Origin of the sequence: Marinagarivorans cellulosilyticus (assembly GCF_021655555.1) — a bacterium.
Classification (GTDB): domain Bacteria; phylum Pseudomonadota; class Gammaproteobacteria; order Pseudomonadales; family Cellvibrionaceae; genus Marinagarivorans; species Marinagarivorans cellulosilyticus.
Genome location: NZ_AP023086.1, coordinates 2595038 through 2607023 on the forward strand (window position 1 = coordinate 2595038; position 11986 = coordinate 2607023).

At 46.6% G+C, this 11986-nt stretch carries 10 protein-coding genes; all 10 read left to right on the forward strand.

Going from position 1 to position 11986, the window contains the following annotated elements; all coding sequences use genetic code 11:
- Positions 1-5 precede the first annotated feature (5 nt).
- The 10 genes from murD to MARGE09_RS10565 all read left to right on the forward strand — a co-directional run bounded on the left by murD (position 6) and on the right by MARGE09_RS10565 (position 11919).
- Entirely contained in the window at positions 6-1349 is a 1344-nt protein-coding gene (gene murD / locus MARGE09_RS10520; RefSeq protein ID WP_236987287.1) for a UDP-N-acetylmuramoyl-L-alanine--D-glutamate ligase, read from the forward strand.
- The gene (gene ftsW, locus MARGE09_RS10525) at positions 1346-2506 is read left to right on the forward strand and encodes a putative lipid II flippase FtsW (protein WP_236987288.1); all 1161 of its coding nucleotides are present in this window, start codon (positions 1346-1348) and stop codon (positions 2504-2506) included. Before murD ends, ftsW begins: the two co-directional genes overlap by 4 nt.
- On the forward strand, positions 2493-3614 hold the full coding sequence (murG, locus tag MARGE09_RS10530; RefSeq protein ID WP_236987289.1) for an undecaprenyldiphospho-muramoylpentapeptide beta-N-acetylglucosaminyltransferase: 1122 nt from the start codon (positions 2493-2495) through the stop codon (positions 3612-3614). Before ftsW ends, murG begins: the two co-directional genes overlap by 14 nt.
- Entirely contained in the window at positions 3607-5058 is a 1452-nt protein-coding gene (gene murC / locus MARGE09_RS10535) for a UDP-N-acetylmuramate--L-alanine ligase (RefSeq protein WP_236987290.1), read from the forward strand. The genes murG and murC overlap by 8 nt, the downstream gene beginning before the upstream one ends.
- The gene (locus MARGE09_RS10540; RefSeq protein ID WP_236987291.1) at positions 5048-5998 is read left to right on the forward strand and encodes a D-alanine--D-alanine ligase; all 951 of its coding nucleotides are present in this window, start codon (positions 5048-5050) and stop codon (positions 5996-5998) included. Before murC ends, MARGE09_RS10540 begins: the two co-directional genes overlap by 11 nt.
- Positions 5999-6001: 3 nt before the next feature.
- On the forward strand, positions 6002-6820 hold the full coding sequence (locus tag MARGE09_RS10545) for a cell division protein FtsQ/DivIB (protein WP_236987292.1): 819 nt from the start codon (positions 6002-6004) through the stop codon (positions 6818-6820).
- Between the two features lie 102 nt (positions 6821-6922).
- Positions 6923-8152, forward strand: a complete 1230-nt coding sequence (gene ftsA, locus MARGE09_RS10550) for a cell division protein FtsA (RefSeq protein ID WP_236987293.1) — start codon at positions 6923-6925, stop codon at positions 8150-8152.
- A gap of 118 nt (positions 8153-8270) precedes the next feature.
- Positions 8271-9431: a cell division protein FtsZ gene (gene ftsZ, locus MARGE09_RS10555; protein ID WP_236987294.1), complete on the forward strand. Its 1161-nt coding sequence runs from the start codon at positions 8271-8273 to the stop codon at positions 9429-9431.
- Between the two features lie 345 nt (positions 9432-9776).
- A complete protein-coding gene (lpxC, locus tag MARGE09_RS10560; protein ID WP_236987295.1) occupies positions 9777-10688 on the forward strand; it encodes a UDP-3-O-acyl-N-acetylglucosamine deacetylase in 912 nt (303 codons plus the stop codon).
- Positions 10689-10986: 298 nt separating this feature from the next.
- Complete coding sequence (locus MARGE09_RS10565) at positions 10987-11919, forward strand: M23 family metallopeptidase (protein ID WP_236987296.1); 933 nt, start codon at positions 10987-10989, stop codon at positions 11917-11919.
- Positions 11920-11986 lie beyond the last annotated feature (67 nt).

Sequence of the window (11986 nt, forward strand, 5' to 3'; positions counted from 1 at the left end):
TTTTTGTGAATTTAATCAGCTCCAATAAATACACCGTTGTGATTGGCCTTGGCGTTACCGGCTTGTCGGTTATACGGTATTTATTGGCGCAAGGTGTTCGGGTTGTCGCGTGTGATAGCCGCGAGACACCACCAAATTTAGCAGCCGTACAACAGCGGTTTCCAGCGCTGAATATTCAGTTGGGCGCTTTCGATGGCGAGTTGTTGTGTAGTGCGCATGAAATTGTTATCAGCCCAGGTTTGTCACGCAAAAATCCTATTATTGAACAAGCAATAGCGGCGGGAGTATCAGTTGTTGGAGATGTAGAATTATTTGCACGGGCGGTTACGGCACCGGTTATTGCTATTACAGGCTCCAATGGCAAGTCGACGGTTACAAGCCTTGTGGGTGAAATGGCAAAAGCTGCAGGTATTAATGTAGTGGTTGCTGGCAATATCGGCTTGCCTGTATTGGATACTCTCGATGCGGCTATTGATCTTTATGTCTTGGAGTTATCGAGCTTTCAATTAGAAAGTACTCAATCGCTCAAGCCTATCGCGGCAACTGTTTTGAATGTGTCAGCAGATCACATGGATCGTTACAATAGTTTTATGGAATATGCCTTAACTAAACAACGCATTGCCTTTGGCGCCAAAACTATTGTCGTTAATAAACAAGACCCATTAACAGAGCCCCCGTTTGCTGAAGGTGTTAAGCGCGTATGCTTTAGCGCAAGCCAGCCAGATTTAAAAGATTTTGGCTTTTATGATGGTCATATAGCCAAGGGCTTTAAACCGCTAATTGCAGGCTGCGATTTGAAAATTGTGGGCTCGCATAATTATGCTAATGCGGCAGCGGCTTTGGCGTTGGCTGAAGCCGCTAATATTCCTATGGAGGCTTGTCTACGTGCCTTAGCTGAGTATGGTGGACTACCGCATCGTTGCGAATTTGTCGTCACAGTGAATGGCGTTGATTTTATCAACGACTCCAAAGCCACTAATGTCGGGGCAACAGTTGCGGCATTAAATGGTTTTGCCGATGGTCCTCAGAATTTACACATTATTCTTGGCGGCGATGGTAAGGGGGCAGATTTCTCGCCGTTAATTCCAGCCTTAAAGCGTACCGCTAAGACAGTTACTTTAATCGGTAAAGATGCCCCCGCGCTTGCAGCGCTGATAGCGCAGTTGGCACCGGAGCTTCCTGTTGCAAACGAGAGTTCATTAGAGCAAGCGGTTGCTTCTGCATTTAAACAGGCGACCACTGGCGATTGTGTGTTGCTGTCGCCAGCTTGTGCCAGCTTAGACATGTTCAGCAGTTTTGAGCAGCGTGGCGAGGTATTTAGTCTTGCGGCTAGGGAGTTGCTCGCGTGACGACGGCATCGTTAAATTTTGAGCAAAGCGTTAGTGACCTTGTTGCTAAAAGCTCGCGTCTTGATTTGGTATTGCTGACGACAGTGTTGGCTCTAATGTCGTTCGGCTTGGTGATGGTGCTGTCTGCTTCTATCGACCTTGCAGCCCATAGTTATAATGACCCTTGGTTTTTTGTAAAGCGCCATTGTGTGTTTTTGTGCTTGGCCCTAGCTGCCGGCGTGGTTATTTTTAGTTTGCCGAGCGAAATATGGAATCGTTTTGGTATTGTATTTCTTATTGTTGGCATTGCCTTGTTAGTGGCCGTATTAATTCCGGGTGTGGGGAAGGTTGTTAATGGCAGCCGCCGCTGGTTAGGGGTTGGCCCTTTTACTATTCAGGCATCTGAAGCGGCTAAGTTTTGCTTTATTGTTTTTTTTGCCAGCTTTTTAGCCCGCAGAAGTGTCGAGTTCCGTGAAGGTTGGAGTGCATTTTTCAAATTGCTAGCGATATTGGGCGCGTTTGTTGCTTTGTTACTACTTGAGCCTGACTTTGGAAGCTCGGTTGTATTGTGTATTACTGCTGGAGCAATGATGTTTATGGCCGGTGTGCCAATATTGCGTTTTATTTTATTGGCGTTAGTTGGTATTGCCGGTTTGGTCTTTATGGCCGTGGCTTCGCCTTATCGCTGGCAGCGCTTAGTGACATTTCTTGACCCTTGGGCTGATCAGTTTTCGAGTGGTTATCAGCTGGTGCAATCTTTAATCGCGTTTGGGCGCGGTGAATGGATGGGATTAGGGTTAGGGAATAGCTTACAAAAATTGTTCTTTTTACCAGAGGCACACACAGATTTTATTTTTTCGATTGTAGCTGAGGAATTTGGCCTTATCGGCGCTTTGGTTTTAGTGGTAGGTTTTGTTGTTGTGGTATGGCGAATACTACTTTTAGCCTCTAAAGCATTTAAGCAAGAGCGTTTTTTTGCTAGCTATTGTGCAGTTGGTATCGGGATGCTTTTTAGTGCTCAAGCTTTTATAAACATGGGGGTAGCCTCTGGCTTGTTACCCACAAAAGGTTTAACTCTGCCTTTTGTGAGCTCTGGCGGCAGCAGCTTGATTGTTTGTACGGCATTAATAGCGTTGGTTTTGCGGTTGGGCTGGGAGGTTAACGATGACACAGCCTAACGCTCCCAAGTCTCAAAAGGCAGTAGGTACCATCTTAATTATGGCGGGCGGTACTGGGGGGCATGTGTTTCCCGCATTGGCCGTTGCCGATTACTTGCGCGATCTCGGTATTCAGGTGCATTGGATAGGTACCGATAAAGGTATTGAGGCAAAAGTGGTCCCCGAAAATAACATTCCTTTACATACCATTAACATTGCAGGTATTCGTGGTAAGTCTTTAACTAAGTTTATCACCGGCCCCATAGCTATAGCTAAAGCGATTGCTCAAGCGAAAAGTATTATTCGGGAAATAAAGCCAAATGTTGTTTTAGGGATGGGGGGGTATGCTTCTGGTCCAGGTGGCATTGCTGCACGCCTTTGTGGAATTCCCTTGATTGTGCATGAGCAAAATGCAATAGCAGGCAGCACGAATAAGATATTGGCAAGGCTTGCTAAGCATGTGTTGTGTGGTTTTCCTAATGCGCTGCCAAAAGGCATTTTTGTTGGTAACCCTGTGCGCAACGGCTTTTATCATCAGCTTCAACCTAGTGAGCGCGTTAACACGCAGAAGGGGTTACCTTTTAAAGTGCTGGTTTTAGGTGGAAGCCTAGGCGCAAAAGCGCTTAATCAAAAGGTGCCAGAGGCATTGGCTTTGTTACCGGCCGACCTCAATGTTCAAGTGGTTCATCAATCGGGTGCTAGAACAAAAGCGGTAGCGCAAGAAGCGTATAGCGCTCTTAAAGAGCAAAAGCCTGAATATCACATTGAATTGCCGGAATTTATTGTAGACGTTGCTAAGGCTATGGCGGATGCCGATTTAATTATTTGTCGCGCAGGTGCGTTAACCGTGGCAGAGCTAGCGGCGGTGGGGGCGGCTTCTTTATTGGTTCCATTCCCATATGCTATTGATGATCACCAAACGGCCAATGCCCGATGGTTAAGTGAAAAAGGTGCGGCAATTTTATGCCCTGAAGCTACTTTAACTGCAGCACTGTTGGCCGATCACATTACACAGCTTTACCAAGACCGTTCTCGTTTGCACAAAATGGCTGTAACCGCTTTTATGCGGGATGAAAAAACACCCACGGCGAATGTAGCAGATTATTGTTTGGAGTATTTACATGTCTGATATCAGCGTTTATCAAACGCCAGAAATGCGCAGAATTCGCCGCATACATTTTATTGGTATTGGCGGTGCTGGTATGAGCGGCATTGCAGAGGTCTTACTGAATCAGGGTTACGAAATATCGGGCTCGGATGCTAAGGCGTCTAAGACGACCCAGCGCTTGGCTAATATGGGCGTCACTGTTTTTATTGGTCACGATGCCACTAATGTGATCAATGTGGATGTGGTTGTGAACTCTAGTGCGATTGACGAAAGCAACCCAGAAATACACGCAGCACGTGAACATCGCATCCCCGTTGTTCGCCGAGCAGAAATGCTCGCCGAGCTAATGCGCTATCGTCACGGCATTGCAGTTGCTGGTACGCATGGCAAAACCACTACCACCAGCTTATTGGCTGCCATTTTTGCTGCTGCAGGGCAAGACCCCACCTTTGTTATTGGCGGCTTATTAAATAGTGCCGGCTGTAATGCGCAGTTAGGTGCCAGCCGTTATTTAGTGGCGGAAGCCGATGAGAGTGATGCGTCGTTTTTGCACCTCCAGCCGATGGTTTCCATTGTGACAAACATTGACGCTGATCATATGGAAACCTATGGCGGTGACTTTGAAAAACTCAAGCAAACGTTTATTGAGTTTTTACATAACCTTCCTTTTTATGGTTTGGCTGTCGTGTGCGGTGATGATGAGGTTGTTCGCAGCATTTTGCCCAAAGTATCGCGCTCTGTTCAAACCTACGGATTTAGTGAAAGTTGTGATTACCAAGCGTTTGATGTTGTCCAAACAGAAAAGTCTCAGGTTTTCAAAGTTAAAACGCCTCACCACGAGGAGCCCTTAGAACTGCACGTTAACCTGCCCGGGCGGCATAACGTGCTAAATGCTACGGCGGCATTAGCGGTAAGCTTAGAGGAAGGTTTAAGTGTTGATGCAATAGCGAAAGGGCTAAAAGAATTTTCAGGTGTTGGCCGTCGCTTTGAAATTTATGGTGAATACGCTTTAGCTGGTGAGCAAAGCGTTATGTTAGTTGACGATTATGGCCACCACCCAAGGGAGGTTGCCGCCACTATCGCCGCAATAAGAGAGGGTTGGCCAGAGCGCCGTCTAGTGATGGTTTACCAGCCGCATCGGTATACCCGCACGCGTGATTTATTTGAAGATTTCGTAGAAGTATTATCGACAGTAGATCAATTAGTTTTGCTAGAAGTATACAGCGCTGGCGAAGCGGTAATCACTGGCGCTGACGGTCGGCATCTTAGTCGAGGTATTCGTACGCGTGGTTTTGTTGAGCCGGTGTTTGTGGAAGCGCTAGATCAAGTGGCTGGGGTTTTAAAGAATTTAATTCAACCCGGCGATATTGTTATTACTCAAGGTGCCGGTAATGTCGGCGCTTTAGCGATTAGCTTGGCTGATGTGTTTGGTCAATGGTCGGAGGCGGTTTCGCATGACGCTTAAACAAACAGCTTTTGATGCCAAAGCCGTAGCGCAAAAAATAGGTCGTATTGCGGTGTTATTTGGTGGGAACTCTGCCGAGCGCGAAATCTCATTACAAAGTGGCGCTGCTGCGATTGAAGCACTGCAAAGCTTCGGTGTTGATGTAGTGGCTATTGATACACAAGAAAATGCTGTTGCACAGTTGCAACAGCAGGAACTATCGGGTGCTTTTATTGCCTTGCATGGCGTGGGTGGTGAAGATGGCAAAATCCAAGGTTTGTTGGAATTTTTAAATATCCCTTACACCGGCAGTGGTGTGTTGGCATCCTCGTTATGTATGGATAAGTTGCGTACAAAGCAATTGTGGTCCGGCGTAAATTTACCTTCTGCGCAATATTTAGCGCTCGAGAAGTCTACCGACTGGGTACAAGCGCTTGCCTATTTGGGTGGCGAGGCAATGGTAAAGCCTGCGCACGAAGGTTCGAGTATTGGAATGAGCCGCGTGAATACGCCGCAAGCGCTTAAAAAAGCTTACGAAGAGGCTGCGCAATACGATACTAGCGTATTGGCCGAGCAGTTCATTGTCGGCGCGGAGTACACGGTGGCTATTTTAAATGGTGAAGCGCTGCCACCTATACGGCTTCAACCCAATAGTGACTTTTATGACTTCAATGCAAAGTATTTAGCCGATGATACTCAATACTTGTGCCCTTGTGGTTTGGCGCAAGCAAAGGAAACTGAGCTAAAGCAATTAGCAAAGGCTGCCTTTACGGCTGTTGGGGCTGAGGGCTGGGGGCGTGTTGATATTATGGCAAATGCAGCGGGTGAATTTTATTTGCTGGAAGTCAATACTGTGCCGGGTTTAACGGGCCATTCATTAGTGCCAATGGCCGCGCAAGCTGCAGATATTGATTTTGAAACGTTGATTTTGCGCATTGCCGCGCAGGTTACGGCGAATTAGTTTGTGGCAAAGGCGAAAAAAAGTGGTGGCGCTAGCCGGCGGCGAAGCCTGGCAGCGAAGAAAAGTGAAGCAAGCCAGATACCCTGGCGCTTTTTACTGAATGCTTTTTTGGCGGTTGCCGTCGCTGTATTGTTGGTTTGGAGTATTTATCGGTTAGAGCCATTAGCCATTATTCAGCAATACACGAATAAGCCTATTGCGCATGTCAGTGTGCAGGGGGATTTTAAGTATGTATCACAGGTAAATATTGAAGCGTTAGTGGCAACAAAATTGACGGAAACTTTTTTAGAGCTGGACATTGTTGCTTTAAAAAGTCACTTGGAAAAGCACCCTTGGATTGATCGTGCAATAGTGACTCGGCAGTGGCCAGATACGTTATTGATAAAAATATCGGAGCAACAGCCAATAGCGCGCTGGAATTCGCATGATTTTTTAAATTTACGGGGTGAAATTGTTAATTTAGACAACAAAACTGAATTAAATCATCTACCTTTATTGAGAGCCAATGATAGGTATGCAGAAAAAGTCATGCAGCAATATGTCTTAGTTGCGAAGTTGTTGGCTAATTATAAATTTGCACCTTTAGTGCTAGAACTGGATAATACCCTAGCCTGGTCCTTAAAGATCTCGCCAGAAATAGAAATTAAGCTTGGCAGAGAAGATTCACTCAAAAAGTTACAGCGCCTCATGGACGTGTTGACCGCAGAGTTGAATGACCAAGTAAGCAATATCGATGCGATCGATATGCGCTATAAACAAGGCTTTGCCATTAACTGGATAGAACCGCCAGAGACAAGTAAAGCCGAAGCTGCAGTTCATTAGTTAAAATGTTCTGAGCGATAAAAGTGCGAACCCTTGTAGGTATCGCGAAACAGTAATACGACTAGGGCTTAAAAGCCAAATTGATTTATCGGGGCACAGGCAATGGCGCAGTCCAGTGGAAATAAAATGATCGTGGGTTTAGATATTGGAACATCTAAGGTTGTTGCGATCGTTGGGGAGTTATCGCCTGAAGGTGAACTGTCGGTAGTAGGTATTGGTTCTCATAGCTCTAGTGGTTTAAAAAAAGGCGTGGTCGTCAATATTGATTCAACGGTGCAATCGATACAGCGCGCAGTAGAAGAGGCCGAGCTAATGGCCGGTTGCCAAATACATTCGGTGTATGCGGGTATTGCCGGTAGTCATATTCGCAGTTTGAACTCGCACGGTATTGTGGCGATTAAAGACCGAGAAGTCTTTGCTCAAGATATAGAGCGCGTTATTGATGCTGCCCAAGCGGTTGCTATACCAGCGGATCAACGCATTTTGCATATCTTGCCACAGGAGTACCGCATCGATGATCAAGACGGTGTAAAAGAGCCGTTAGGTATGTCTGGTGTACGCTTAGAAGCCAAAGTGCATTTGGTGACTTGCGCTGTAAATGCTGCGCAAAATATTGAGAAGTGCATTCGTCGCTGCGGCTTAGATGTCGACGATATTATTCTAGAGCAATTGGCATCGAGCTATGCCGTGTTAACAGAGGATGAAAAAGAGCTGGGTGTATGCATGGTGGATATTGGTGGTGGAACAACCGATATCGCTATTTTCACCGAAGGCTCTATTCGCCATACGGGAGTAATCCCTATTGCTGGTGATCAAGTGACTAATGATATTGCAATGGCGTTAAGAACACCGACGCAGCACGCTGAAGATATCAAAATTAAATATGCCTGTGCCTTGGCCAAGCTAGCCGGCGCGGAAGAAACAATAAAGGTTCCAAGTGTAGGCGAGCGCCCACCAAGAGACCTTTCTCGTCAAGCGTTGGCTGAAGTAGTGGAGCCACGTTACGAAGAGTTATTCACTTTGGTGTTGGCCGAACTAAGGCGTAGTGGTTTCGAAGATATGCTACCGGCGGGCATTGTATTAACCGGTGGCACATCAAAAATGGAAGGTGTTGTAGAGTTGGCCGAAGAAATATTCCATATGCCTGTACGTTTAGGTGCACCGCAAAATGTTTCTGGTTTGCGTGATATCGTCAATAACCCAATTTATTCCACGGGTGTTGGCTTATTGCACTACGGCCTGAAGCAGCAAGGTGGGCAGGGTACAGAGTCATTTGAGCCTACAGATAATACTTGGGGACGAATAAAGAATTGGTTTCAGCGCAACTTGTAAAGTTAGTGCATAGGCACTGTTAGCTATTGATAAGTTACGCGAAACACTTGAATTGACGCTATGGCAACAATACCTAGCGTATACATATTTTTAAGCAGGGGAACGAAAGGGGAAAACCATGTTTGAGCTTGTAGATAATATTCCGCAAAATGCGGTAATTAAAGTTGTAGGTGTAGGTGGCGGTGGCGGTAACGCTGTGCGTCATATGATTGAGCAACAAGTTGATGGTGTGGACTTTATCTGCGCTAACACCGATGCGCAGGCGTTGAAAAATGTTAGTGCGCAAACCGTGTTGCAACTTGGTGGCCATCTAACCAAAGGTTTAGGTGCTGGCGCCAACCCTAACGTGGGCCGCGAGGCTGCAATGGAAGACCGTGAGCGTATTGCAGAAACTCTGCAAGGTGCCGATATGGTATTTATCACCGCGGGTATGGGGGGCGGTACTGGTACAGGCGCTGCACCCGTAGTGGCTGAGGTTGCTCGCGAGCTGGGTATTCTTACTGTCGCTGTTGTGACCCGCCCATTTCCTTTTGAAGGCCGCAAGCGCATGGCGATTGCGGAAGAGGGTATTAAGCAATTAAAAGATCGCGTTGATTCTTTGATTACTATCCCAAATGAAAAACTATTGGCTGTGCTGGGTAAATCCACCAGCTTAATCGATGCTTTTAAAGCCGCTAACGACGTATTGTTGGGTGCGGTGCAGGGTATCGCGGATCTTATTATTCGCCCAGGCATGATCAACGTCGACTTTGCTGATGTTCGCACTGTGATGAGTGAAATGGGCATGGCGATGATGGGTAGCGGTTCAGGTAAAGGCGAGAATCGCGCACGTGAAGCTGCGGAAGCCGCTATTCGCAGCCCACTTCTTGAAGATGTGAACCTTCACGGTGCGCGTGGCATTTTGGTTAACATTACTGCTGGAATGGACTTATCTTTGGGTGAGTTCAATGAAGTCGGTGACACCATCGAAGAGTTCGCCTCTGGTGATGCTACTGTGGTTGTAGGTACAGTGATTGACCCTGATATGGCCGACACCCTTAAGGTGACTGTGGTTGCTACTGGCTTGGGTGCTGTTCAGGCGCAAGAAGAAACACCTGCAAAACCTGAAAAAGTTGTAGATAATACGCGCCACGCCGACGGTGGTTTGAATTATGCTGTGTTGGATAAACCAACAGTTATGCGTAACCAAAACTCTAGTGCAGCGCCAAAGCTTGATGAAAAGGCTCGGGACATGGAATATCTTGATATTCCGGCGTTCCTGCGCCGTCAAGCGGACTAACCGCAGGCCGCTTGCTCGATTATTGCGCGCAGTTTCTGGCAGCTACGCCTGAGATACCGTTGCATGGATGCTGTTCCCCGCGTTATAGCGGGCGTATGCTGACGCAAAAAGCACGTCGAATACCGGCGTGCTTTTTGCGTACATTATGGTTGCTGAATCGAGCGTTCAGGTTGAATTCAGTTGTGTGGCGTTAGTATTAGTCACCTTAATATTTACTATTTTTGCTTTGCAGCATCAGTGGCACTCATTGAATTGGCTATGATTCTCCGGCCAATTGATAACAACAGTATGACACGCGGCTAAAAATTTACATTTTTGGCCGCTTATCTATAGAGACATAAAGTAATGATCAAACAACGCACGCTCAAAAACGAGATTCGCGCCACCGGTGTGGGGCTGCATACAGGGCAAAAGATCTATCTAACCCTAAGGCCTGGCCCAATAGATGGCGGTATCGTTTTTCGACGTGTAGACCTAAACCCTGTTGTTGAAATACAGGCAAAGGCTGAAAACGTTGGTGATACAACGCTATCTACAACGCTAATAAATGGCGATGTACGGGTTTCTACTGTAGAGCACTTGTTGTCAGCGATGGCAGGCTTGGGTATTGATAATGCCATTATTGATGTAAGCGCCGATGAAGTACCCATTATGGATGGCAGTGCAGGCCCGTTTGTTTTCCTGATTCAGTCTGCAGGCATCCAAGAGCAGCCAGCTGCGAAGAAATTTATTCGCATCAAGAAAGAAGTAACGGTTACCGACGGCGATAAAATGGCGACTTTTGTACCTTTTGACGGCTTTAAGGTGTCTTTTACTATCGATTTTGATCACCCCGTATTTAAAGGGCGCAAACTCGATGCCGTGGTGGATTTTTCAAGTACCTCGTTTGTGAAAGAGATTTCGCGAGCGCGGACTTTCGGCTTTATGCATGAAATAGAATACCTTCGCTCGAAAGGCTTAGCCAAGGGCGGCAGTGTTGATAACGCCATTGTGGTTGATAAATACCGCATATTGAATGAAGACGGTTTGCGTTATGAAGACGAATTTGTAAAGCATAAGATCCTTGATGCCATCGGAGATTTATATCTCTTAGGTAACACCTTAATTGGTGAATTCCGTGCTTATAAGTCTGGTCACGGCTTAAATAACCAATCGCTGCGCGAACTTATTCGTCAGCCAGATGCTTGGGAAGTTGTGACTTTTGAGGATGATGAAGAGTCGCCAATTGCCTATCACAAGCCATTGGCTGCTGCATAAACCATAGGTTATGTTTTTTCTGGCGAGGCCTTGGCGCTTGCCTGCTTACAAAAAGCCAACTTTCGAACAGTTGGCTTTTTGTGTTTTATATGCCATATTCTGGCGCCGATTAAGCTATATAGCCAAATCGACTAGGTTTTGTCATTTTTTTGATTAAACTTTAAGCGAGGCGACCGTTATTTATTCATCTTGCTGGCGTCCCAGCATCAGGTCTAAATTACCGTCGATATCAAACACTTTTAAATATGCGCAAGCTCAAAGTATTGCGCGTATTTCGGGTAGCTAAAGACAAAAGTCAGTGAAGATTATATTCATTAGCAAACGCCATGGTGGCACAAAAACAATTACCTTAGGCTTTTGGTCTAAGACGTTTTTGATCGCCGGTATGTTGGCTTTACCGTTAGCCGCGGTAACGTTAATTGCGCTGCAATGGAGTGTAAAAAGTGGTCATAGTCTGTTAACCCAGGACGTTTCAAAAACGTGGGAGCAAACGCTCACCGCCCAGCAGCTAGAAATCGAAAATACCCGCAATGAAGCGCAAAGTAAGCTTGAGGCACTCACACTACGAGTGGCTGAGCTGCAGGCCCGCTTAGTTCGCTTAGATGCGCTCGGTGAGCGCATGACAGTGGCTGCAAAGCTAGAGCATGGCGAGTTCGATTTTAGCCAGCCGCCAGCTTTGGGTGGCCCCTCTGAGGAGCTAGACAACCACAACTTTGAAGTTGCCACATTCATGGATATGATTGATGAGCTGTCCTTCAAGATTGAGGATCGACAGCATCAGCTGCAAACACTAGAAGCCTTGATGGCCAACCAAAAAGTAGAAGAGTCTATTTTTGTGGCTGGGCGTCCAATCACAAAAGGTTATTTGTCGTCGCGCTATGGCCGCAGAACTGATCCGTTCAGCGGGCGCGTTGCTTGGCATGCGGGCGTTGATTTTGCTGGCAAAGATGGCAGCGATATTGTCGCAGTTGCTGCGGGTGTCGTTACTTGGTCTGCAGAGCGTTACGGCTATGGTAATTTGGTTGAAATTAATCATGGCAACGGTTTCACAACCCGCTATGCTCACTGCAAAGAAAACCTCGTTAAAATAGGCGATGTAGTGAAAAAAGGCCAACTTATAGCGCTGATGGGCTCAAGTGGCCGCTCCACAGGCCCACACGTACATTTTGAGGTTTATAAGCATGGTCGCGCTGTCGATCCCGCCTCTTACATTCGTCGAGCCAGCCGCTGAACCTTTAAAGCCCCGTCCTATTTGTTTTTATATCGAACAGTTTCGGCTTTTTAGCCAACTCACTTTT

Coding starts and splice junctions, on each gene's coding strand:
- murG (WP_236987289.1), top strand. CDS start 2,493: ATGACACAGCCTAACGCTCCCAAGTCTCAAAAGGCAGTAGGTACCATC.
- murC (WP_236987290.1), top strand. CDS start 3,607: ATGTCTGATATCAGCGTTTATCAAACGCCAGAAATGCGCAGAATTCGC.
- MARGE09_RS10540 (WP_236987291.1), top strand. CDS start 5,048: ATGACGCTTAAACAAACAGCTTTTGATGCCAAAGCCGTAGCGCAAAAA.
- ftsA (WP_236987293.1), top strand. CDS start 6,923: ATGGCGCAGTCCAGTGGAAATAAAATGATCGTGGGTTTAGATATTGGA.
- ftsZ (WP_236987294.1), top strand. CDS start 8,271: ATGTTTGAGCTTGTAGATAATATTCCGCAAAATGCGGTAATTAAAGTT.
- lpxC (WP_236987295.1), top strand. CDS start 9,777: ATGATCAAACAACGCACGCTCAAAAACGAGATTCGCGCCACCGGTGTG.